This window comes from Pseudomonas sp. ME-P-057 (assembly GCF_030208975.1).
Classification (GTDB): Bacteria; Pseudomonadota; Gammaproteobacteria; order Pseudomonadales; family Pseudomonadaceae; genus Aquipseudomonas; species Aquipseudomonas lutea.
Genome location: NZ_JARVSX010000011.1, coordinates 202,518 through 224,837, shown reverse-complemented (window position 1 = coordinate 224,837; position 22,320 = coordinate 202,518). Strand labels below are relative to the sequence as shown.

Genomic DNA, 22,320 nt, shown 5'->3' with positions numbered 1-22,320 from the left:
TGAGTTCCGTGCCGTGGCGAAAAAACTCAACGATCTTACTGGGAGGGTTAACCCCAGCGCACCTGGGGCTGAATGGTTTCAGTCGTTCGCGACCGTTGTAGCCTCGGTTTGAGCGTGGCTGACGGCCGAACCAGGGCCCAGAATCTCGGCCACCTTGTGCGTGAAATTGTTGATGCCAAACGGTTTGAGCAGCACGGCCATGCCGGTCTCCAGCTGGTCGCCGTCGACCGCAGCGTTTTCCGCATAGCCGGTGACGAACAGCACCCGCAAGGCAGGGCGCATTGCCCGCGCCGCGTCAGCCACTTGCCGGCCATCCATGCCACCGGGCAGGCCGACGTCGGTCACCAGCAGATCGACTTCTTCCATGGCGCGCAGCACTTGTAGCCCGGACGCGCCGTCTTGCGCTTCGCCGACCCGGTAACCACGCTCGCGCAGGGCATCACACATCAACATGCGCACGTGGGGTTCGTCGTCGATCACCAGCACGCTTTCACCGCAGCCCTGTTCCTGCAAGGCGCATCGGTTCGACACCGGCTCCGCTTCGCCGCAATAACGCGGCAAGTACAGCGCGATGGTGGTGCCGGCTCCCGGGGTGGAACGCGCCCTGACGGTGCCGCCGGACTGGTGCACGAACCCGTGGATCATCGACAGGCCAAGGCCGGTGCCCTGACCGATGGGTTTGGTGGTGAAGAACGGATCGAAAATCCGGTCCAGAATTTCCGGGGCGATGCCGGTGCCCGTGTCGGTCACGCTGATTTCGATGTAGTCACCCTCGGCCAGTTGCGCCTCTATTCTGGCTGCGTCCGCGCTGGCGACGTTGCGCGTGCGCACGGTCAGTTCACCGCCGCCCGGCATGGCATCGCGCGCGTTGAGGGTCAGGTTAACCAGCGCGCTTTCCAGCTGCGGTGCGTCGATCTTGCTAAACCACAGGTCGCCGCTGGCGAGGGTCTGCGTGCTGATGGACGGGCCGATGGTGGAGGAGATCAACTGGCCCATGCCCGCCACCAGCCGGTTGATGTCGGTCGGTTTGGGGTCCAGCGTCTGACGTCGCGAGAACGCCAGCAGCCTCTGGGTGAGCAACGCTGCGCGGGTGGCCGAATCGTGGGCCGCATTGACGTAGCGATCCAGAGCGTCCACCCGGCCGTTGGCGATGCGCCGCTCGATCATTTCCAGGCTGCCGAGGATGCCGGCGAGCAGGTTGTTGAAGTCGTGAGCGATGCCGCCGGTGAGTTGTCCGACCGCTTCCATTTTCTGCGCCTGACGCAGGGCTGAATGGGCTTCTGACAACTCCTGAGTGCGCGCCAGCACGCGCTGCTCAAGGGTCTCGTTGGCGCTCTGGACTTGTTGGAACAGGGTGGCGTTGTCGAAGGCAATGGCTGCTTGTGCTGCCAGCGCCGACATCAGGTTTTCATGCCGGGAGGAGAAGCGCCCCGGCTCGGGATGGCCGTAAAACAAACCGCCCAGCACTTCTCCCGAGCGCGACACCACCGACACCGCCAGGTAACTGCGCACGGGCAAGTGACCGGCGGGCAGGCCGAAGTGGGGTGAGGTCAGGCCGTAGCGCGGGTCCTGCAGGATATCGTCGGAGCGCATGACCCCTTCGTTGAGAAAGGTCGGTGCGAACACCGGCGTCGCCCGTGGCCCGGGCAAGTGGGCAAAGTCCTGCGCCTGAGCGCCTGACAGGGTGAACAGGTCGAAGTTGTCGTCGGCGATGTTATGGAAATACGCACCGAATGCAGCGCCGGTCATCTCACGGCCGGCGTCGGTCACGGTCTGCACCAGGCGTTTAAGGTCGAGATCGACGGCCAGCTCGGCGTTGACCCGGTTCAGTGTCTCCAGCGTGCGCGTTTCTTCGCGCAGCGCCGCTTCGCTGGCTTCAAGGGCTGCGCGGGACAGGTGCGCGTCGGTGACGTCGTAGCCTTCACAGAAGATCCCGGTGACCTGGCCTGCGGGGTCAAGCAGGGGCTCATAGATGAAATCCAGGTAACGGACTTCGGACGGGGCATCGGGATGGCTCAACTGGATCGGTGTGCGTTGGTGCACCAGGCGCTCGCCCGTGTGGTACACCGAATCGAGCCACTCATAAAAGCCCTGGCCGCCCAGCTCCGGGAACGCCTCATAAATGGTCTTGCCAACGTAATCGCGCTCGCCGAACAGACGGGTGTAGGACTGATTGACGAATTCAAAGCGATGCTCGGGGCCGTTGAGAATGGTGATGAAACCCGGTGCCTGCTCGAACATTTTGCGCTGGCGCACCAGTTCTTCGGCCTTGCGCCGCTCGGCCAGCACCCGCTCGGTGACCTCGTGGCCCTGATTGAGGATGCCGGCGATCAGGCCGTTCTCCCCACGGATAGGCGTGAAGCTGTAGTTCCACCAGGTTTCCTGCAGTTGGCCGCCGCGCTCCATCATCAGCAGTTGATCAAACGCCGAGAAGCCTTCGCCCTTACTGACGGAGGCCTCCATTTGCGGCCCCACGATGTCCCAAATGCTGGCCCAGACTTCGCGCGCCGGCCGGCCCAGCACGGCCGGGTGCCGATCCGCCGGAATCGGCGCCCAGGCATCGTTGTATAACAGGCAGAAATCCGCTCCCCAGTAGATGGCCGTGGGAAAGCTTGAGTGCAGGCAAATGCTGATGGCCGAGCGCAATGACTGCGGCCATTGCGCGGGCTCGCCCAATGAGGTGGCCGCCCAGTCGAAGTCTCGGATCAATTGCCCCATTTCACCGCCGCCGCGGAGAAAATCCGGGGTTTGAGGAGGCATATGTACGTTATCCGACTTCATGGGTGACATCTCGAAACGGGCATTCGGGAAGGTGATGGACCGGGATTGGCGCAAGAGAGTTCAGCGCCTGGACGAACGGCAGATGCCCGCCCGCCAGTGCTGGGACTGCCACGGGCCGTTATTCGCCAGGCGGCGGATGGCTTGAACGCCAGGAAATTATGGCCTCAAGCTATCATGCTGGTCACGGGGAGGCAGTTTGCCAGCAAACGGGAGCGGTGTGGGGTTTATCGAGCGCGCTTCGATGCCGTTCAGCGGTACGGCGTTGCCAACTGGCGCCAGCCATAAAAGGCCAGGGCTGTCAGCAGCGCACCGAGCCACACGATCACGCCGGCCCAGAAGGTGTGCGACATGAAATGCCAGCCCTGCAGCACACGCGTGGTGCCGTAGATCATGCCTAGGAGCATCGAGCCGTAAAGGACGGCCCTGGCATGCCGCCAACGGTAACGACGCGCCACAAAATACAACGCGACCATGGTGAAGCCGCCCGAAGCATGGCCGCCCGGCCAGCAACGGCCCGGGCCTGCCTCATGCAGCAGCGTGAAATTCTCGAACCATTCCTTTTTCGCCATAGCCCCGCCATACAGCGTCGTCTCCACCGGGCAGTAAATGCTGGTGTGGCTTTTGAAGAAATGGATCATGCCGGTGACCACAGCGAAGGCCACCACCACGTACAGAAGGTCGCGGCGATGGCGCGCCGTAAAACGCAGCAGTGGTGCGATGTGCAATTTCTCAAGCAAATTCAGCAATCGGCCGGGGCGATCCGGTTTTAACAGTGGCCAGATGAACGAGAGGAGGGCGCCAATGATGACCGCTTCCCCGGTGAGATCCGGGATGATCCGGGGCCAGCGGTGGGTGAGGTTTTCAAACAGACGATTGTGCCCATAGGGGAAGGCATGATCGGGGTAGTACAGCCAGTTGCTGATGACTTCGTCCAGCGACGTCAGGTCGAAGACCACGAAGATCGCCAGCGCAATGGCGATCGGCAGACCCAGGTTCCAGGCATAAAATCTTGATCGTTCGCTGCGCACGGTTGTATCCCGAAAAGTTTGCGTCATTGCCTCGACCGGTTCGAACCGACGGCGCGCCGAACCTATCGTTGTTCAGGTCAATGTCGGGTGACGGCGATGTGAAAGGTTCATTGGGCGCAGGATGCGACGCTGGATTGCTCTTATTGACGGGGGAAAGTTATCCGGCCCGGTCAACAAACCTGATTTAACTCTTCGTCATGTTTTATTCCACTGCTCGACGGTTGCAACGCCCACTGTTTTTTTCACAAGGCCATAACCAAATAACGATGTGTCTCTTTTTAAGATGGCCATCAATCTCGACATGGACGCCGTTGTCGATTCATATAATGGCCTGAACTCAATGATGCGCAAACCCTTGTTTGTTCCGCCGGTTGACAAGGCCGGCAAGTTGTCACGACCGGGCAAAACATCCAGGCTACTGATGACCGTTGTAGCGATCGCCGTGTCGTTGCTGATATTGACCGGTTACACCTATTGGCCCCGGTCGCCCGTCGATCTGGCAATCGACAGCCACTCGCGCATCGCCAGTCTTTACGACAGCTGGAAGAAGGGCGAGGTGGTCATGCTGGTGCGCCACGGCGAGCGCTGTGACCGATCAAACAACGACTGCGTCGGGCCGCACGACGGCATCACCCGCCACGGGCAGCAGGTCTCGGCAGAGGTCGGCCGGTCGCTTGAGGGGCTTGGGTTGACGCAGACCGACGTCGTTGCCAGCCCGTCGACGCGGACCCTGCAGACGGCCGAGTTTCTGGTTGGCCATCCGGTGGCGGCGCAAGACTGGCTCTTTGACTGCGAAAACATGAGCCTGGATCAAGTGATGGCCCACAAAGTGAGCCAGCGCAATCTGGTGCTGGTGACCCACAGCGGTTGTATCAGCCAGATCGAGAAACAACAGGGTTATTACCACGCTGATATGAGCGACTACGACAGCGCGGTATTCATTTCAATGAACCGGCAAGGCCGGCCAGTGATAAGAGGGCTGTTGAATCCCGAAGGCTGGAATCAACTCGTGGTGAAGGGCAGTAAATGAATGCGCGATAAATAAACGTCAGACAACTGCAGTGCACTTGCTCAACACGCAGTCACTTGGTCGCAGGGTTTATTTGCACAATTGATAACCGACGCCATACACGGTATGCACCAGCGGAAAGTCAAAGCCATCGTCGACGACTTTTCTGATTTGATGCACCCGAGTGCCGAGCCCCATACTTCTTTCAACCCCGTCTTCACCCCACAACTTCGCCGCAATTTCCGCCTTGCTGACGATCGCCGGACTTCTGGCCATGAGCAAGGCCAGGATGTCGATGTTGGTTGGATTGAGCTTCAAATGTTTATCGGCCCTGAACGCTCGGTATTTCTCCGTGTCCAGCATCAGATCTTCAACCACCAGCATAAATACGCCCACCTTTGCGACAGTGGGCGGGATAGTAGGTGGGCAGTTGTCAAAAATTAGTTCGGGTCCCGTGAACAAGCCGTTCAGCAGCAGGGCGTCATGGTCATCGCCCTGGCGGTCGGGGCGTGAGGTTTCACACGCAAGGTCGAGCGGATGCCTCGACTTCTTCCCGGCTAAAGCCGGTCCCACTGGCGGGTGGCTTGGCTTCTTCCCGGCTGAAGCCGGTCCCACTGGGCGGGTGGCTTGGATTTGTCCTGGCTGAAGCCGGTCCCACTGGGGGGTGGCTTGGATTTGTCCTGGCTGAAGCCGGTCCCACTGGGCGGGTGGCTTTGCTTCTCGCAGTCTCACTGAGGTGGATGCATGCATCACTGGGCTGCACTGCACCTCTGTGGGACCGGCTTTAGCCGGGAAGGGCACCATGAATTCAGCCCAGGGTCCCGCTTGCAATACGTTTGTAAGGGCGCCATTGCTTCTGCGGGATCGGCAGTTCGCAGGACTCCCCGCGTCCGATCGGAAAATAACGAAAACCGCTTCGGCCCAGTCGTTCTGTGTCGTACAGATTGCGACCATCAAAGATCACCGGCGCACGCAGGCGTTGCTGGATCAGCTCGAAGTCCGGTGCCTTGAACTGCTGCCATTCGGTGCAGATGATCAGCGCGTCACTGCCATCGAGGGTCGACTCGGGCGTGCCCATCAGCACCAGGTCCTTGCGTTGCCCGTAGAGACGTTGCGTTTCCTGCATCGCCTCTGGATCAAACGCTCGCACCGTTGCGCCGGCTTCCCACAGCGCCTCCATCAGCACCCGGCTGGGCGCGTCACGCATGTCATCGGTGTTGGGCTTGAACGCCAGGCCCCACAACGCGAATGTTTTGCCACGCAGATCCCCGTCGTAAAAAGCCCTGACCCGCTCAAAGAGCTTGCTCTTCTGCCGCTCATTGATCGCTTCGACCACCGCCAACAGGTCATTCGAGCAGTCGGCCTCTCGGGCGCTGTGGATCAGCGCACGCAGGTCTTTGCCAAAACATGAACCGCCGTAACCGCAGCCGGGGTAGATGAAGTCATAGCCGATGCGCGAATCCGCGCCGATGCCGAGCCTCACTGACTCCACGTCCGCACCCAGGTGTTCCGCCAGTTCGGCGATCTGGTTGATGAAGCTGATCTTGGTCGCCAGCATGCAGTTGGCCGCGTATTTGGTCAGTTCCGCGCTGCGCAGGTCCATGAACATGATCCGGTCATGGTTGCGATTGAAGGGCGCGTACAGCTCACGCATCACGTTGCGCACGGCATCGTTGTCGCAGCCGATGACGATCCGGTCCGGGCGCCGGCAGTCGTTGACCGCAGAGCCTTCCTTGAGAAATTCCGGATTGGAGACGATATCGAACTGCAGCAAGCGCCCGGCTTGGCGCAGGGCCTTGTCGATGTGCCCGCGCAAGGCGTCGCCACTGCCCACCGGCACCGTGGACTTTTCGACGATGATCAGTGGCTCGGAGCGGTGCGTGGCAATCGCCTCGCCGACGGCGTAGAAACCGCTCAGGTCTGCCGAGCCGTCCTCGCGTGAGGGCGTGCCGACGGCGATGAACAACACGTCGGCATGCTCAATGGCAAAACGGCTGTCGGTGGTGAATTGCAGACGCCTGTTGTCCAAGTGTTCGCGTACCAGGTTTGCCAGCCCCGGCTCGAATATCGGCACCTGGCCTTGGCGCAGCTGCTCGACCCTGGCGTGGTCAATGTCCATGCAGACCACCTCGTGGCCCACTTCCGCAAGCACACTCGCTTGCACCAGACCGACATACCCGCTACCGAAAACGCTGATTTTCATGGGGATCATCCTGAAGAAGAATGCTGGAAACTCGCCGAGGCTTGATGGGGGAATTGGCCCGTCAGCCCTAGCGTGACACCTTCAAATTTCGATCCCGTGAACGTTTTATGGCCAACAGAGGGTTAACAGCTTGTGGATGTGCGGGGTAAATGAAAGACGCCTCCCGACGTCGCCGCAGGCTTAGTCGCCCTCTCAAGGCGATGTTGACGTAGATAATGGATGGCGGCTGCGCACGCGTCGTAGGAGCCGGCTTGCTGGCGAACCGATCTGTCATTCGGCCCGGAGGTGGCTGAATCATCGCACTCGCCAGCAAGCCGGCTTTTTGTGTGGGACCGCAGCGCAGCAAGGTTCATCTCGCTGCACGCGACATCTTTTGTAGGACTGGCTTCAGCCGGGAAGGGGCCAGCCCTGGCACCCCCATTATCGCGACGTCACGCGGCAAGGCTTCCCGGCTAAAGCCGGTCCCACAGGTCGGCGTCGCGCAGGGTTCATCTGACTGCACGGGACATCTTTTGTAGGACTGGCTTTAGCCGGGAAGGGGCCGGCGTGACCGAGCTACTCGACCTCGGTCCAATGGGTTTTGGCTTTTTCTGCGCCGGGCACCTGAGCAGGCAGGCGCACGAAGATGCTGTAGCGGGTCTTGTTTTCTATTGCCTCGAATGCGGCGAGCTTCTCGATCAGTGCCGCGCTGACCACCTTTCCGGCGTTGAGCAGCAACATGCCGTTATCCGCGTTCAGGTTGCGCACCAGGGTCATGCCCGGCACCAGCTCCCGAGTGCTGACGGCTTTGACGGTCGGGTCGGTCAGCACCGCGTCGTGCAGGTACGTGGCGCAGGCGCCGGCGAAGTCCTCGACCAGCGCGGGGTCGTAGAGCTTGCCGGCATAGCGGCGGATGAACAACAGCGCTTCACCGCTGCTCAGGTGTCGCTCCAGAATCAGCCCGCGCTGCAGTTCGATGAAGTCCACCGCGAGCTTGAGCAGGCGAGCGCCGTACGGAATGGCCTCGCCTTTGAGGTGTCCCGGAAAGCCGCTGCCGTCCCAGCGCTCCTGATGGTGAAGGATCAGGCTGGCGGCGTCCTGAATCGGTTCCAGCGTCATCAGCAATGACTCGCTCTGGCGCGGGTAGCTGCGCCAGGTGTCCCGGTCGGCGTGGCTGACCATGTCCGACGGGGTATTGATCAGTGCATCGCTCCAGCCCAGTTTGCCGATGTTGTACAGCGCGGCGGCCATGCACAGATCGCGGCGCATCGACTCGTCAACGTCCAGATGGCTGCTGCACGCGTTGATCAGGTCGATCACCTCACGGTTGGTCTGTTTGTCCGGGGGCAGACGCTGATTGACCAGCATCGAAAACACTTCGGTGCCGGTGGCGTAGCTGTGTTTGAGCTCTTCGTAGGCGAGGTCAAGCATGTCGGCGGTCTGCTGCAGCTCGGCAGTGCGCGCCTGCACGCGTTTTTCCAGCGTGGCGTTGAGGCGCTTAAGCTCATCGTTCTGGTGCTGTGTGAGCTGTTCGAGGCGGTGGCGTTCGCGCTCGGAAAACTGATACGTCAGCGACTGACGCAGGGCCAGAATCAGATCCTCGTCGGTCCAGGGTTTAGCGATGTAGCGATGGACGTGGCCTTCGTTGATGGCGTTGACCAGAGTATCGAGCTCGGCATAACCACAGAGAATGATCCGCGTGGTGTCCGGGTACAGGCTGTAAACCTGCGCCAGCAACGCCGCGCCGTCCATGCCGGGCATGCGCGCGTCGCTGACGATCAGGTCGACAGAGCGCTCGGCCATGATCGCCAGCGCCTGTTCGCCACTGGTCGCCCACAGCACGTCGTAGGGTTGCTCGCCGAGAAGGCGTAGCAGGCTGTCGAGGATGGGTTGTTCATCGTCCACCAACAGAACGGTGGGGCGTTGCTGCGACGGGCGTTGCTGCACTTGCACAGGGGCTGAAGCTTCCATGATGAACCCTCGCGTCTGGACCGACGGGTGACTGACACGGACTGCTGGATCCCCAAAGGTTAGTCCAGATATCGGTGCGGCATGCAGGGTTCAAGCACAAAAAATTGCAGGGTGGATCCGCAGCAGTGGCCCGCCGGGGAAGCGGGCTGGACGCTGCCGCCGTTGTGATCAGGCGTGGGTGACGCCGGGCACGTCCATGTTGATCCGGCGCCAGGCGGCTTCGGCAAAGCTGTACACCGAGAAGGCAATCAACCCCAGTGCCATGACCATCAGCACTACACCGCCGGCCGGCAGGTTTTGCAGCGCGTTGAGTGCGTCTTTCAGGCCCGGCGGATGCATCGCCTGATAACTTGAGCCACTGATCGCCAGAAGCACGCCGATCTCGACGAACGAGACGCCGCGGGCGATCAAGCCAAAGCGGGACACTGGGCGCACGTACCGCATCACTTCCTCATCGGCCTCGAAGTACTTCTCGAACGAGGCCTTCCAACCCTTGAAGAAATGCGCGATCCCGACGCCCAGCGGGACCAGCGCGATCAGATAGACGACGAGGTTGGAGTGCTTCCAGGACAGCATTTTGGCGAGCAGGTCTTCGGTCTGACCGCCACCCGAGCCGCCTGAACTGCTCAGGCCGTCGACCAGCAGGCCCAGGGCGAAGAACGCCAGTGCGCCGTTGACCACGCCGCCGGCCAGCAGCCCCGCGCGGATGACCAGGCCTTTGAGCTCTGTGCCGTGGTGGTCGACATCACGCGTGGCCTGCAAGACCCGCCACGCCGCGAACGCCAACAGACCGGCCACCACCAGACCGACCAGAATGTGGCCAAACGGCTGGCTGAATAAGGCTTCCAGGCTGCTGTGGCTGTCTTTTGGCCTGGACGAGTCGCGCGCAGCGAGCAGAGCGAAAATACCAATGATCAGGTACAGAACGCCGCGGGCGGCATAGCCGGCTCGGGCGAGCATGACAAGGGTGTGATGCGGGGACATCGGGGCAATCTCCGGGGTAAGCGACAGATGAGCAGACCCGAGACGGGGCGCGGGGTTCGATTGCGTTGACTGGCAGGACGGCTTTACACAGAAAACCTGCCTCGGGCGGTGCCTATGGTGGGACCGGCTTCAGCCGGGAAGGGACCCTGGCGGACAACCACTTTTTTGCGTTGTGGCGGCTGGCGCCTTCCCGGCTGAAGCCGGTCCCACAAGTCCGCGTAATTTGAATGCACGCGGGTGATATTGATCGTTCCCACGCTCTGCGTGGTAATGCGTTCTGCGACGCTCGGTGTCGCTGCGATCTACACGTGGAAGGGCACGGCGCTAGCCCTGTAGGAGCCGGCTTGCTGGCGAACGCGGTGGGTCGGCGCTGAATGTGTTGGCGGACAAGATGCCTTCGCCAGCAAGCCGGCTCCTACAGATTTGTGGGTACCCATAATTCCGCGTTATGGCTGCCGACGCTTTCCCGGCTGAAGCCGGTCCCACATGATGGCGCCAAGTCCGACGTCATTAAAATGCGCGCGCGGTCCCACGCTCCGCGTGGTAATGCCTCCAGCGACGCTCAGCGTCGGCGCGTTGGCGGGTGCATTTAACAGGGTTAGCCTGCAACGGACTCGATTCGGCGGCAGATCCAGTCCCGGCTGTGTTCCAGTACCCGGTCGGCCATCATGGTAGGGAAGTGGATAAAGCCGTGGGGTGCATCCGGGACGAGATGAATTTCAACCCCGCTGTGTTTCGACCAGCGCTCTGCCATCTGCAGCGTGTCGTCACGCAGCGGGTCCAGCGAGCCGACCCACATCAGCGACGGCGGAAACCCTGCGAAGTCCCCATACAAAGGTGACAGCGGTGGCGCTTTGCGCTGCTCCTCGCTGATGCCCGGGGTCAACAGGCGCAGGGCTTCGACCATGCCTGGACCGTCCAGCACCAGCGTGTCGCGGCCTGCGGTGCGCACGCTCGGTGTGCCGGTCAGGTCATACACGCCGTAATAGAGCAGGGCGCCGCACACGCGGGTGAACAACGCCGGCCAAGCCTTGAGCTGGAGCAGCGTAGCCGCAGCCAGATGTCCGCCGGCCGATTCGCCAATGACGATCACCGGCAGGCCAGCAAATTCCGGGCAACCTTCGCCCAGCAGCCAGCGCGCGGCGACGAGGCAATCGTCCATCAGGCCCTCAACCGGTGTCGCCCCGGCCAGCCGATAGTCGACCGAGACCACGGCGACGTTGCAGGCCCGCACCATCGCAATATTGAGGTCGTCGTTCATCTGCGCGTTGCCGATCACCCAACCGCCGCCATGTATATCCAGCACCACGCCTTTAGGTTGGCCTTTGGGACGAATGATCCGTACGGGCACCTGCCGGCCGTCAACGCTTGCCGTCGCGCTTTGTGCATGCAGGCCGTAGCGTGCCAGCTTGGCCGCACCGCGCAATTGACCGACGCGCAGCAGCGACTGAATCAGCAGGGGCGCGAAGCGGTTGCGGATGCGAAAGCGCGGCATCCAGGCCAGCTTCTTGTTGAACTGCCGGGCTTGCGCCAATTCATCGTCTTGAAAACGCAAACCATCGTTGCTGTCCAAATGCATGCTCTCTTGTGAATGAACCCGCCAGTCGGGTATCTCTTGGTGTCTGGCGAGGCTCGAGAGTTTCACGCCCGTGATCGCGACGCCCAACCTGACCATCTGGGCGCACAGCGATCAGTTGCGGCCTCGGCCTGTAAGAGCGCGCTTGCCCGCGAAAAGGTGTGTGCATCCGCCGCCTCTATTGCGTCCGGATACCGTCTTCGCGGGCAAGCGCGCTCCTACACGAGATTGCGCGTTGGTATCACCCGAATCGTGAAACCTGCCTGCCGATGATCGTGCCCACGCTCCGCGTGGGTCTGCATCCCCCGACGCTCCGCGTCACCCGTGCTAAACGCCTCGCGGGTCGTTACAACCGGCCTGCCGGCGTCGGCTTGATCAGCTGCAGTTGCTGGCGATAGTCATCAGTAACCTGTCGGGCCTGGCTGTTGCTGGTGATCACGCGCGGGGTGATCAGCACGACCAGCTCGGTGCGTTTCTTGCTTTTACTGGTATTGCCGAACAGCCAGCGCAGGCCCGGAATGCGCCCTAGATAAGGCACCGCCGACACATTGTCGCTGTTGTCCTGTTTGATCAGGCCGCCAAGCAACACGGTTTGCCCGCTCTGCACCGCCACCTGCGTGGACACCGAGCGCGTCGAGATGCGCGGGTTGCCGTTAGTGTCGGTGCCGTTCGCGTCGTTGGCGTCGCTGACCTGCTGCTGAATGTCCATGTACACCAGACCGCCCGGATTGATCCGCGGCACGACGTCGAGGATGACGCCGGTCTGCACATATTCGACGCTGCTGAGGGTAGTGCCCGAGGTGTTGGTATTGACCGTGGTCTGGCTGATCGGGATGTTGTCGCCGACCTGGATCTGCGCCTGCTGGTTGTTCATCACCACCAGCGACGGCGCCGACAGCACCTGCGTGCGACCGCTGGTTTCCAGCGCGTGCAGCGCGACCTGCAGGTTGTTGCTGACGAATGAATAAAACAGCGAGTCGGCGCCCAGGCCCGCGCCGCCGCCGCCCAGCGCGCCCTGGCTGCCAGGCGCATTGGCCACCGTGGTGCTGCCGGAATTTCCCGCCAGGCGCCCGAGGTACCATTGCACGCCGAGGTCCAGCCCGTCGCTGAGGTTGACTTCAAGAATCCGCGTTTCGATCTGCACCTGCATCGGCGCGTTGTCCAGCCGTTTGATGGCGGCTTCGATTTCATTCCACTGCGCCGGGCGCGTGCGGATCAGCAATTGGTTGCTGCTCTGCTGAGCGGTAATGCGTGTGCTGTCATCCAGCCGCTTGCTGGCGCCCGAGCCGCTGCCGGTCGCATCGCCGCTGTCGCTCTGGCTGCTGTCGGCGCTGTCCTCGGAGGTTTCGCCGTCCTGCTCTTCATCGCCCTGCTGCGCGCCGGCCTGGAAGTTGCCGCTGCCGCCATTGCCGAGCCCGCCGCCCATGCCGCCATTCATCCCGCCGCCCATGCCCGAGCTGCCATTGAGGCCCTGACCGCTCACGCCCATGCCGCCGCTGCTGCCATTGCCACTGCCGTTGAGCGATGACAACGAACGGGTGCGCAGGCCGGGTGCAACCTTGGCCGCGCTGTCGTCCTTGATCTGGCCGTTGCCGTAGATCTGGCGCAGGTACTTGGCGAGGTCCGAGGCTTTCATGTTGCGCACGTCGTAGACGTACATCTGCGGCTCGTTGCCGCCGCCCTCGTCGATGGTGTGAATCCAGTCGCCGACTTCGCTCAGGTAACGCGGCTGCGAGGAAATCGCCACCACCGAGTTGGTCCGCTCGATCGGCAGGAACTTGACCATGCCCGCCAACGGCATGCCGCTGTCCGGGCCAAACATCTTCTGCAGTTCGGGCATCAGTTCGCCGACGCTGGCGCGCTGCAGGCCGTACACCGCGATGGACATGCCCTTGAGCCAGTCCACGTCGAAGGTGTCGATGGTGTCCTGATAGTTGGCGAGCTCATCCGGCGTACCGGCCAGGCTCAGCACGTTGCGCGCCGGATCGACCAGCAGAAACGCGTTTTCGCGGGCAAACGGCTTGAGCAGCTTCTGCATTTCGGTTGCCGAAATGAAGCGCAGCGGGTACAGGCGTGCCGACAGGCCGCTGGAAGGCCGCGCCACCGGCATTTCCGGCACCAGTTTGCCGGCCACTGCCTGATTGGCCGGGAGAATGACGTAGCGGTCGCCCTGGCGGATCATCGCGTTGTCGGTCCACGACAGCAGGGTCTCCAGGATCGACATTGCCTGCTGCTTGTTCACCGGTTGCGAGGTGGAAAAGCTGACGTCGCCTTTCACCCCCTGATTGATGCTGTAATTCTCGTGCAGCAGGTCGCCCATGACCGTGTTGATCACCGCTTCGATGGGCTGATTGGCGAAGTTGAAACTGATGTCGCCAGCGGCCGACGCGGCGCCTTTGTTGCCCGCTGTACCCGGGGCAGGGTTCGAGCCGCGCACGAACGTCTGGTTGCCGCGAATGATCTGCTGCCGTGCCGGCGCAGGCCTGGCGCCCGCGTTGTTCGGGCTCGGTGCTTCGACCGGATCGCTGACCGGGCCTCGCTGCGAACCGGTACCGTTGAGTGCTTCCTGCATCAGGGCCGGGTCGTTTTCAAAACGCTCCGGGGTGGACGCGCATCCGGCCAGCGCCACGGCAGTGGCCAGGCACAACAGGGGGCTGCGCAGACGGGAAAACTCAGGGGTGCGATTGTTCATGGTGTGGGTACGTGTGGAAGAGTAATAGGGGGGACTTGCGACGGCGGCGGAAGGCGCAGCAGGGGCAGGCGCAGTTCGCGGGTCTGGCCCTGATGGCTGAAAGTGGCGCTTTGCGGCGTGACCGAATCCAGGGTCCAGCCGTTGTCCAGCGTGCTGCCGACGGCCAGCTTGAGGCGGCGCTTTTGCGGCAGTTGCAGCAGCACCCAGCGCGACGAGCCGTCAACGATCACGCCGCTCAGGCTGATGCCGTCCAGCGACGAGGCCTGTGCTTTGCCGCTGACCAGATCGGGCTTGCGGTCGGGGCTGAACATCGACTGCTGCCAGGTCAGGGTCAGGGTCAGCGCCTGGGCCGAGAGCGCGGGCAATGCGGCAGGCCCGGCAGCCACAGCGGTTTCACGGGCTGCGCTGGCTGGCAACCAGTCGATGTCCTGACCGGCGCCCATGCTCAGGCTGACCGCCGCAGCGGCCAGCAGCGCAGTGGCGGCGCCAAGGGTGAGACTCAAGGTGTCGAACTTCATGCGTCAGGCGCCTCGCTCGCTGAGGATTCATCGGGCTCATCAGGCTGATCGGCTTGATCCGCCTGATCGGGCGGCGATGTGCTCTGCGCCTCGCCTGTCGCTTCGGCAGCCTGAGCTTTGTGCGGCGCTGCTTGTTGCAGATAACCGCGCAGCAGCAGGTGCACCTGCAAACGCCCGGCACCGCCGGAGGCAGGGGCCGTGGTCGCACGGCGAATGCTCAGGTTGTCGACGAACAGAAACGGCTGACCGTATTCAAGGTCATGCAGCAACGTCACCAATGGCTCCATGGCACAGTCCAGGGTCAGGCTGACCTTCACCTGGCGGTACGGCTCGGCGCTGTCGCGTTCGGGGGTGATCGGCATGCGCTGGGTGACCTGGCAACCGGGGCCCTGATCGGCGTGGGCCTTGACCAGGTCCAGACTGCGCTGCATCAGGTCGGCGGCCACGGCGCTCGGGTCTTCACCCGGCAACAGGCTGCTGCGGCTCGACGGATCGCGGCGGGCGGCCTGCAACTGCTGCTCAAGGCGGTCACGTTGGGCGAGCGCGCCGGCATAGCGTTGCTCCTGATGGCGCAGGGTGTCGGCCTGCTCCTGCAGGTCGCTCAACGGGTCGAGAAACCAGCTTTGCACCAGCAACCACCAGGCGGCCCACAGCACCAGCGCCAAGGCGATCAGCGCGGCGCCACGGCGCTCACGTGGGGTCAGTTCACGGCGCATTGGCGGTCTCCTTGCGCAACTGGGCGCGCAGCGAGAAACGCTCTTTGCCGGTCTGTGCATCGGGCTGAATGATCCCCTGGAACTGCGCATCGCTGAGGGTGCGGCAGTCTTTCATGCGGCCGATAAGGGCACTCGCCTTGGCGCTCTGACCGGTGATCGACACGCTGCCGCCATCGGCGATCTCCAGCTGCTCGACCCAGGTGTCGGCGCCCAGGCAACCGGTGAGGTCGGCGAGGACGCTGGAGGTGGTCGGTTGCGCAGCCTTTTGCTGGGCCAGATAGCGTGCGGCGCCCTGGGTGTTGTTGAGCTCGCGACGCAGGTTCTGTACCGCCTGCACCTGGGAACGTTGTTCGTCGACGTGCGCTTGCATCGCCTCGACCCTGGCCGTGCGCGCATCCAGCCACAGCACCATGCACGTCAGCAGCAAGACGCCACACGCCACTGCGAGAAAACGCGGCAGGCGTGCCGAGCCCGCAGCGGCCGGCTTCATGTCGGCGGGCAGCAGATCAACGTTCAGCCGTTCGCCGTTGGCGTGGCGTGCATCCACCGCATACAGCGACAGGCCTTGCTCGCGGCAGCTGTCGATGATCGGCTGCAGACGCTCACGCAGTATCGCCACCAGCAGCACCTGCGCCAGGGTCTTGCCCTTGCCGGTCACGCGGGCCACGTACTGCATCTGCTCGCGCGGGTAGGGCGTGTACTTGTCCAGTTCAAAGCCCACCACGCTGTGCAGATCGCGCAGCGCGGCCAGCGGCAATTGCAGCGGCTGCGCCAGCACCATGCTCGCCGGCAGCATGAGGATCAGACGCTCGCCGGTCATCGGTGGCAGCGCTTCCGGCAAGGGCCAATCGAGCAGCCATACCCGCACCTTGGGCATCAGCCGTGCGCGCACATTGGCCGGCAGCATCGCCTGCAACTCCTGCAGCCAGACCTGCCACAACTGTTGCGCCGGGCTGTCGCGCCACTGATTGCGCACGCGGGCCTGCAAGGGCGCGAGTTGCTGTAAAAATGATTGCTTCATTCTTGCCAACGCAGAACGCGATACGGTCGCGCTCCCTCCTTCGATGGGTTCAATAACAACGTGACGTTGAGCGTCGTGGTGTAACCGCCGGGCAATGTCGCCTGGCTTTGAATGCTGATGACCGGGCCTGCGTCTTCTGTGGCCGGGCCCGCTTGCGGCAGGCCCAGCGCGCGCCGCAGCCAGGGCGACGCCATGCGCGCGTCGGGTGCGGTCTGCCCGCTCCACAAGGTCACGTGCGGGCTGGCGCACTGATACAGCGGCTGGCCGATGCCTGGCAGTTCGCGCACCTCCTCGACCATGCGCAGCGGCGCCCGACCACCGCCGCGGCGCTGCTCCAGGCCCTGGGCAACCTCTGTCGCCAGCCCCGGGGCTGCGCCGCACGCCACCAGCAGACGGGCGAACGACTCGGCCGGGGCGGCGTTGAGGTCGAGCTTGCCGGTCTCGCTGCCCAGGCTCACCGCCAGCGCGGCGTCGTCGAAGCGCAAACCGTGGGGCTGACCGTCCGCCTTCCAGTGACGCGCCGGGTCGCGGTTCAGTTGCGCCAGGACCGCCATGCCGATGCCAGCTTCAGCCGCCAGCACGGCTTGCGTGTGCTGGCGCTGCCACAGGGCCTGGCGATTCTGCAAATGCACCCAGCCGAGCAGACCGGCGAGCAGGGTGCTGAGCAGTGCCAGCACCCACAACACCAACAGCAGCGCCACGCCTTTTTGCCGACGGTCATTCATAACGTGTGCGCCTCGCCAGACAGGTCCAGGCGCAGGTTGACGCTTTGTAACGGCCACGGCACCGGCCCTGCCAGCTGCGCGTCGATGCGCACGCTGACCGGCAGACGCCCCGGCCATGGCCAGTGGTCCAGCCACGCCGTTGATTCCCCGGTGGGCGACACGCCGCGATAACTCAATTGCAGCGACCGCACGTTATGCAACAGCACCTGAGGCTCTTCGGCGGCCAACAGGCCCTGACCGCGCAAGCGCTCCAGGCTGATCTGCAACCGCTGACCGGCCCCCAGCGTCACGCTGTGCCGGTACAAACCACCGCCCAATGTCGCCGGCAGCGGCGCATAAAAACGCATGCTCCGGGCGTCGCCCTCGAACACCGGCGCCTGGCCTGGCTCAGATCCGCCGGCCGCGAGTGGTAGCGCTTGACCGATCGCGCTGCGCAAAAAGTTCTGTGTCGAACGTATCTCATCGAGCCGCGTGCTGTAGCGCTCGGCCTTGGCCATGGCCCGATTGGCCCCGGTGATCGCGGCGCCGACCATGGTCAGCAGCACGCCGAGCAGGCTCAGCACCACCAGCACTTCGAGCAAGGTGAAACCCTGGCTTCGGCGCGTCATTGACCGGCACCCGAACCGGCACTGCGCACTTGCAGGCTGCTGTAGTGGGCGCGGCGCGCACCGTCGCTCACTTCCAGATCCAGTCGCCATGCGCTCGCGGGCGCATTGCCACGGGGCAGGGCGCTGACGTCCATCTGCCAGTTCACGCCGCTCCACTTGCCCTCGGTGCGACCGGGCTGCAACCGACCAGCACTGGCTTCATCCATCAGCGAGCGTGCCGCAAGACTCAAGCGGTCGCTGCGCTGCGCCTGCTGTAACGCGCGCGCGCTCTGCCCGAAAGCCACCACCAACACGCTGCTGCACACCGCCAGGACAGCGAGGGCGGCGAGCATTTCCAGCAAAGTGAAACCGCGCTGACGACTCAATTGAGGGTGCGCAACTGAACGTTGCCGGTCAGCCAGTTAATGTCGACCCGCCAGTGCTTATCGCCACGGGCCAGCAGCAAATGGCCGCCGCTGGAACCGCCGTCGGGGTAGAACTCGAACGCCGAGCCCAGGCCATCAGCGGTCTGTAATTGCACGCGCATGTCGGCGGGCAGTTGCACGGCTTTCAGGTGCGGGCCCTGCAAACGACCGTTGCGCAGATCAAAGCGGGTCTGCGCTGGCTGACCGCTGACGATTGCCTGCACTCGCGCGGCGCGCAGTGACTGCACCACTTCGCTCAAGGCGCGACGCTCGCCTGCCGAATGCAAACCGCGACCCACGCCAAAGCTCACCAAGCCGACGCTGATGCCGATCAAGACGATCACCACCAGCAATTCGAACAGGGTGAAACCGCGGGCGCGGGGCAGGGCGTGCATGTTATTCCCAGTTGCCGATGTCGGCCTTGTAGCCGTCACCGCCAGGCTGCCCGTCCTGACCGAAGAAGATCAGGTCAAAGCTGCCGTGCTCGCCCGGGTAGCGGTAGCCGAATGCGTGACCGAACGGGTCTTTCAGGTCCGAAGGCTTGGCGTACGGGCCGGCCCAGCCACTGGCATTGGCCGGTTTGCTGACCAGTTGCTGCAGATTGGCCGGCGGCGTACCGACGTCCAGGCCATAGCTTTCGATTTTCATGCCCAGGCTGGCAAGTTGTGCCTTGCCCGCGCCGTATTTGCCCTTGTCGACGTTACCGCCGACCTGACGCACGACGATGGTGGCGACAATGCCCAGCAGCACGATCACGGCGAGCATTTCCAGCAGGGTGAAACCGCCCTGGCGACGGCCTTGGGCAGCGTTGAATCGTGGCATGTGTAGTTCCTCAAATGTTACTGGTAAGGCTCATCAGCGGCAGCATGATGGCGAGCATGATCACCGCCACCATCACCGCCATGACGACGGTGAGGCTGGGCACCAGGGCGGCGAGCAGACGGTCGATGCCACGCTTGGCCTCGACGTCGAACACGTCGGCGACTTTCAGCAGCATCCCGTCCAGATTGCCGGCCTGTTCGCCGACTTCGATCATCTGCAAGGCCAGCTCCGGCAGCAGCGGCTGTTCGCCGAACGCCTGCGCCAGCGTGCCGCCGCCCTTGACCCACTCAGTGGCCTGCTCGACTTGAGCGCGCAGGGCGTAGTTGCCGCAGACCTGACGGACGATGGTCATCGCCTGCAACAAGGCGACGCCGTTGCTGAGCAAGGTGCCCAGGGTTCGCGCCAGACGCGCGGCTTCGATCCGCTGCAACAGCGGGCCGATGACTTTGATGAACAGCAGGCGCCGGTCGTGCCGTTGCCGCCGTTGCGGGTCGCGGCGCAGCACCGCCACGCCCCAGATCAGCGCGACGATGGCGCCCAGCAACAGCAGGCCATAGGCGCTGAGAAATTCGCCCAGCCACAAAATGGCCTGGGTAATGAACGGGATCGGCACGCCCAGATCGCGGAAGATCGGCACGAACTGCGGCACCACGTAGGCCAGCAGCAAGGCCAGCGAACCGAGCACGCCGACCACCAGAAAGATCGGGTAGATCAGCGCGTTGATGACTTCGCCGCGCAGCATCTGGCTGCGTTCCAGGTAATCGCTGAGCTGGCGCAGGGTGTTTTCCAGCGAACCACCGGCTTCACCCGCGCGCACCATGCTGATGTAGAGGCTGGAGAACTGGCCGTGCTCTTCCTCCAGCGCCTGGCTCAGTGGCTTGCCGGCTTTGACCTGTTCGCGAATCCGTTCCAGCAGCGCCTGACGCTTGGGTTCGTGGGTCTGCTTGAGCAGGATGGTCAGGGCGCGTTCCAGCGGCTGACCGGCACCGAGCAGGGTCGCCAGTTGCTGGGTGAAGCTGACCAGCGCCGCGCCGTTCATGGCGCCCCGGCGCATGGCCGCGCGCAAGCCGCTGTTCGCACTGGCCTCAAGGCCCATCAGCAACAAGCCACGCTTCTGCAAGATGGCGGTCGCGGCGGTTTCATCGGCAGCTTCGAGGGTGCCGTGCTGCGCAACGCCGTCGGCGTCCAGGGCGCGGTATTTGAAATGAGCCATGGTCAGTCGCCGCGCGTGACGCGCAGCACCTCCTCAAGTGAGGTAACACCGGCCACGGCCTGACGCAGGCCTTCTTCATAAAGTGTGCGCAGGCCGCCACGCCGGGCGGCCTGCTCCAGCGTTGCAGCATCGGCCTGACGCATCAGCAGGCCGCGCAGCTCTTCATTCATCACCAGCAATTCGGTGATCGCGCTGCGGCCGTGATAGCCGCCGCCGGGCAATTCGCTGGCGGGGCGATAGAGGATGATCGGGCGCTGCTCGGTGAAACGGTCCAGGCCATGCTCGGCCACCAACTCGGGGGGTGCGTCGAAGGCGACGCGCGTCAGCGGATCAAGCCTTCGCACCAGTCGTTGGGCCAGGATGCCTTTAACGGTGGACGCGATCAGGTAGCTTTCCACACCCATGTCCAGCAACCGCGTGATACTCGCTGCCGCGCTGTTGGTGTGCAGCGTCGACAGCACGAGGTGACCGGTCAGCGACGATTGAATGGCAATGCGGCAGGTTTCCAGGTCGCGCATCTCACCGATCATGATCACGTCCGGGTCTTGCCGGACGATGGAGCGCAGGGCCCCGGCAAAATCGAGACCGATGGCCGGCTTGACCTGAATCTGGTTGATCCCTTCAAGCTGGTACTCGACCGGGTCTTCAACGGTAATGATCTTGCGCTCGGCGGTGTTGAGCCGCGACAGCGCGGTATACAGCGTCGTGGTCTTGCCGGAACCGGTAGGGCCGGTGACCAGCAGAATGCCGTGGGGATTTTCCAGCACGTCGAGGAAGTTCTGCAGGCGCTCGCCGTCCATGCCCAGGCTGGGGAAGTCGAAACTGACGGTCTGCCGGTCCAGCAGACGCATCACCACCGACTCGCCGAAACTGGTGGGCACCGTGCTCACCCGCAGGTCGAGTTCCTTGCCCTGGATGCGCAGCATGATGCGGCCATCCTGGGGCAGGCGACGCTCGGCGATGTCGAGCCGGGCCATGATCTTCAGTCGCGAAATGATTGCCGCCGACGAGCTGGACGGCGGCGCTTCGGCTTCGTGAAGTACGCCGTCGATGCGATAGCGCACCTTCAGCTGGCTTTCAAACGGCTCTATATGAATGTCGGAAGCGCGCTGCTCAACGGCGCGCTGCAGGATCAGATTGACCAGCCGGATCACCGGCGCCTCGGAGGCGAGGTCCTTGAGATGCTCGATGTCTTCTTCGGTCCCGCCGTGCTCGTCGAGAGTCTCGATCAACGAGCCCATCGCCGAACGGCCCTGTCCATATAAACGCTCGATCAGTGCGTCGACCTCACTGGCAGCGCCCACCGACACGTAGACCGGCGCCTGACAGGCATACGCCACGGCGTCCAGCCCATAGGCATTGCCCGGGTTGGCCGCCAACACATGCACGCCGTCGGCATGGGTGCCGATGGGCAGCAAACGGTAGTGCCGCAAAAAGCGCTCGCTGAGCTCCGGCAGGGCCTCGCCGGACAGCGAGAGATTTTCCGACAGCAGCAGCGGCGCTTGCAGGGCAGCGGCCCAGGCCCGGGCGAGATCGAGTTCGGACACCAGGCCCAGACGCGTCAGCAATTCGGTGAGCGAACTACCTTCCGACTCAAGGGCCAGACGCTGTGCCCGCTCCAGATCACCTGCCTTGAGCCCGGCGTTCGCCAACAGCCACGCGCACAGCGCTTCAACAGAATGCGCGCTGAGTTGTTGGCTATTGATAGGAGACAGGTTAATGGACACAGCACCGGTTCAAATAATAAGAGGCCTCTCACGAGACCTCTTGGGTTAATTAAAAACGTTGAATGCAATAACTAAGCGTTGCTGCGTTAGTTTGTCGCAGACGAACTATTGGCTGTCGGACGACCGCGCTTGTTTTCGTCAGCCTGGTTCTGCTTCGTGGACTTCTTCACCGCTTTGGCGTCTTGGGTCTGGGTCATGACGGTGGAGTCCGGTGCGCCGGAAATGGTTTCCTGAGTGTCGGAGTCTGCGGCCATGCTGGCGGTTGCAAACGACAGGGTCAGTGCGGCGATAGCGCCCAGTACTGGCAGTTTCATGTGATGTTTCTCCAATGTTCTTCAGGGGT

The 22,320-nt window shown here is 63.2% G+C and carries 19 protein-coding genes and 1 pseudogene; 1 reads left to right on the top strand and 19 read right to left on the bottom strand.

Features of this window, described 5'->3' with window-relative positions:
- Positions 1-78: 78 nt before the first annotated feature.
- Both QRN48_RS05315 and QRN48_RS05310 read right to left on the bottom strand, forming a co-directional pair.
- Positions 79-2,781, bottom strand: a complete 2,703-nt coding sequence (locus QRN48_RS05315) for a GAF domain-containing hybrid sensor histidine kinase/response regulator (RefSeq protein WP_285349269.1) — start codon at positions 2,779-2,781, stop codon at positions 79-81.
- Between the two features lie 248 nt (positions 2,782-3,029).
- Positions 3,030-3,809 carry a phosphatase PAP2 family protein gene (locus QRN48_RS05310; RefSeq protein ID WP_285349267.1) on the bottom strand — a complete coding sequence of 260 codons (780 nt, stop codon included), beginning with the start codon at positions 3,807-3,809 and terminating at the stop codon, positions 3,030-3,032.
- A 268-nt stretch (positions 3,810-4,077) separates the two neighbouring features.
- Between QRN48_RS05310 and pmrG the strand changes: the two genes are divergently transcribed.
- Positions 4,078-4,839, top strand: coding sequence for a lipopolysaccharide core heptose(II)-phosphate phosphatase PmrG (gene pmrG / locus QRN48_RS05305; RefSeq protein WP_285349266.1), 762 nt, complete (start codon positions 4,078-4,080; stop codon positions 4,837-4,839).
- Between the two features lie 69 nt (positions 4,840-4,908).
- On the opposite strand, the gene QRN48_RS05300 is transcribed toward pmrG, so the two are convergent.
- From QRN48_RS05300 to QRN48_RS05220, 17 genes and pseudogenes are all read right to left on the bottom strand, one after another.
- Positions 4,909-5,202: a winged helix-turn-helix domain-containing protein gene (locus QRN48_RS05300; protein ID WP_285349265.1), complete on the bottom strand. Its 294-nt coding sequence runs from the start codon at positions 5,200-5,202 to the stop codon at positions 4,909-4,911.
- A 424-nt stretch (positions 5,203-5,626) separates the two neighbouring features.
- Positions 5,627-7,021, bottom strand: coding sequence for a UDP-glucose dehydrogenase family protein (locus QRN48_RS05295; protein ID WP_285349264.1), 1,395 nt, complete (start codon positions 7,019-7,021; stop codon positions 5,627-5,629).
- 555 nt (positions 7,022-7,576) lie between these two features.
- Positions 7,577-8,971, bottom strand: a complete 1,395-nt coding sequence (gene nosR / locus QRN48_RS05290) for a response regulator c-di-GMP phosphodiesterase, NosR family (protein ID WP_191943801.1) — start codon at positions 8,969-8,971, stop codon at positions 7,577-7,579.
- A 168-nt stretch (positions 8,972-9,139) separates the two neighbouring features.
- The gene (locus tag QRN48_RS05285; protein WP_037009656.1) at positions 9,140-9,955 is read right to left on the bottom strand and encodes a DUF1206 domain-containing protein; all 816 of its coding nucleotides are present in this window, start codon (positions 9,953-9,955) and stop codon (positions 9,140-9,142) included.
- Positions 9,956-10,553: 598 nt separating this feature from the next.
- Positions 10,554-11,534, bottom strand: coding sequence for an alpha/beta hydrolase (locus QRN48_RS05280; RefSeq protein ID WP_285349262.1), 981 nt, complete (start codon positions 11,532-11,534; stop codon positions 10,554-10,556).
- 343 nt (positions 11,535-11,877) lie between these two features.
- On the bottom strand, positions 11,878-14,223 hold the full coding sequence (gspD, locus tag QRN48_RS05275) for a type II secretion system secretin GspD (RefSeq protein WP_285349260.1): 2,346 nt from the start codon (positions 14,221-14,223) through the stop codon (positions 11,878-11,880).
- On the bottom strand, positions 14,220-14,741 hold the full coding sequence (locus QRN48_RS05270; RefSeq protein WP_285349258.1) for a general secretion pathway protein GspN: 522 nt from the start codon (positions 14,739-14,741) through the stop codon (positions 14,220-14,222). Before QRN48_RS05270 ends, gspD begins: the two co-directional genes overlap by 4 nt.
- A gap of 125 nt (positions 14,742-14,866) precedes the next feature.
- Positions 14,867-15,457, bottom strand: a pseudogene (gene gspM, locus QRN48_RS05265) (type II secretion system protein GspM); the annotation flags it as partial.
- The gene (locus tag QRN48_RS05260; RefSeq protein ID WP_285349257.1) at positions 15,447-16,478 is read right to left on the bottom strand and encodes a PilN domain-containing protein; all 1,032 of its coding nucleotides are present in this window, start codon (positions 16,476-16,478) and stop codon (positions 15,447-15,449) included. The gene QRN48_RS05260 and the pseudogene gspM, both read right to left, overlap by 11 nt.
- Positions 16,475-17,203, bottom strand: coding sequence for a type II secretion system protein GspK (locus tag QRN48_RS05255; protein WP_285349256.1), 729 nt, complete (start codon positions 17,201-17,203; stop codon positions 16,475-16,477). The genes QRN48_RS05260 and QRN48_RS05255 overlap by 4 nt, the downstream gene beginning before the upstream one ends.
- Positions 17,200-17,811, bottom strand: coding sequence for a type II secretion system protein GspJ (locus QRN48_RS05250; protein ID WP_285349255.1), 612 nt, complete (start codon positions 17,809-17,811; stop codon positions 17,200-17,202). The genes QRN48_RS05255 and QRN48_RS05250 overlap by 4 nt, the downstream gene beginning before the upstream one ends.
- On the bottom strand, positions 17,808-18,176 hold the full coding sequence (locus QRN48_RS05245; protein ID WP_285349254.1) for a type II secretion system protein: 369 nt from the start codon (positions 18,174-18,176) through the stop codon (positions 17,808-17,810). Before QRN48_RS05245 ends, QRN48_RS05250 begins: the two co-directional genes overlap by 4 nt.
- Entirely contained in the window at positions 18,173-18,610 is a 438-nt protein-coding gene (locus QRN48_RS05240) for a GspH/FimT family pseudopilin (protein ID WP_285349252.1), read from the bottom strand. The genes QRN48_RS05245 and QRN48_RS05240 overlap by 4 nt, the downstream gene beginning before the upstream one ends.
- 1 nt (position 18,611) lies before the next feature.
- The gene (gene gspG, locus QRN48_RS05235) at positions 18,612-19,037 is read right to left on the bottom strand and encodes a type II secretion system major pseudopilin GspG (protein ID WP_037009669.1); all 426 of its coding nucleotides are present in this window, start codon (positions 19,035-19,037) and stop codon (positions 18,612-18,614) included.
- A gap of 10 nt (positions 19,038-19,047) precedes the next feature.
- Positions 19,048-20,250, bottom strand: a complete 1,203-nt coding sequence (gspF, locus tag QRN48_RS05230; RefSeq protein ID WP_285349251.1) for a type II secretion system inner membrane protein GspF — start codon at positions 20,248-20,250, stop codon at positions 19,048-19,050.
- 2 nt (positions 20,251-20,252) lie between these two features.
- Positions 20,253-21,971, bottom strand: a complete 1,719-nt coding sequence (gene gspE, locus QRN48_RS05225) for a type II secretion system ATPase GspE (RefSeq protein ID WP_285349419.1) — start codon at positions 21,969-21,971, stop codon at positions 20,253-20,255.
- Positions 21,972-22,063: 92 nt separating this feature from the next.
- Complete coding sequence (locus QRN48_RS05220; protein WP_191943812.1) at positions 22,064-22,291, bottom strand: hypothetical protein; 228 nt, start codon at positions 22,289-22,291, stop codon at positions 22,064-22,066.
- Positions 22,292-22,320 lie beyond the last annotated feature (29 nt).

What these genes read in the sequence shown, in the direction of transcription:
- QRN48_RS05315 (WP_285349269.1), bottom strand. Translation starts at nt 2,781, where the DNA reads ATGAAGTCGGATAACGTACATATGCCTCCTCAAACCCCGGATTTTCTC.
- QRN48_RS05300 (WP_285349265.1), bottom strand. Translation starts at nt 5,202, where the DNA reads ATGCTGGTGGTTGAAGATCTGATGCTGGACACGGAGAAATACCGAGCG.
- QRN48_RS05295 (WP_285349264.1), bottom strand. Translation starts at nt 7,021, where the DNA reads ATGAAAATCAGCGTTTTCGGTAGCGGGTATGTCGGTCTGGTGCAAGCG.
- nosR (WP_191943801.1), bottom strand. Translation starts at nt 8,971, where the DNA reads ATGGAAGCTTCAGCCCCTGTGCAAGTGCAGCAACGCCCGTCGCAGCAA.
- QRN48_RS05285 (WP_037009656.1), bottom strand. Translation starts at nt 9,955, where the DNA reads ATGTCCCCGCATCACACCCTTGTCATGCTCGCCCGAGCCGGCTATGCC.
- QRN48_RS05280 (WP_285349262.1), bottom strand. Translation starts at nt 11,534, where the DNA reads ATGCATTTGGACAGCAACGATGGTTTGCGTTTTCAAGACGATGAATTG.
- gspD (WP_285349260.1), bottom strand. Translation starts at nt 14,223, where the DNA reads ATGAACAATCGCACCCCTGAGTTTTCCCGTCTGCGCAGCCCCCTGTTG.
- QRN48_RS05270 (WP_285349258.1), bottom strand. Translation starts at nt 14,741, where the DNA reads ATGAAGTTCGACACCTTGAGTCTCACCCTTGGCGCCGCCACTGCGCTG.
- QRN48_RS05260 (WP_285349257.1), bottom strand. Translation starts at nt 16,478, where the DNA reads ATGAAGCAATCATTTTTACAGCAACTCGCGCCCTTGCAGGCCCGCGTG.
- QRN48_RS05255 (WP_285349256.1), bottom strand. Translation starts at nt 17,203, where the DNA reads ATGAATGACCGTCGGCAAAAAGGCGTGGCGCTGCTGTTGGTGTTGTGG.
- QRN48_RS05250 (WP_285349255.1), bottom strand. Translation starts at nt 17,811, where the DNA reads ATGACGCGCCGAAGCCAGGGTTTCACCTTGCTCGAAGTGCTGGTGGTG.
- QRN48_RS05240 (WP_285349252.1), bottom strand. Translation starts at nt 18,610, where the DNA reads ATGCACGCCCTGCCCCGCGCCCGCGGTTTCACCCTGTTCGAATTGCTG.
- gspG (WP_037009669.1), bottom strand. Translation starts at nt 19,037, where the DNA reads ATGCCACGATTCAACGCTGCCCAAGGCCGTCGCCAGGGCGGTTTCACC.
- gspF (WP_285349251.1), bottom strand. Translation starts at nt 20,250, where the DNA reads ATGGCTCATTTCAAATACCGCGCCCTGGACGCCGACGGCGTTGCGCAG.
- QRN48_RS05220 (WP_191943812.1), bottom strand. Translation starts at nt 22,291, where the DNA reads ATGAAACTGCCAGTACTGGGCGCTATCGCCGCACTGACCCTGTCGTTT.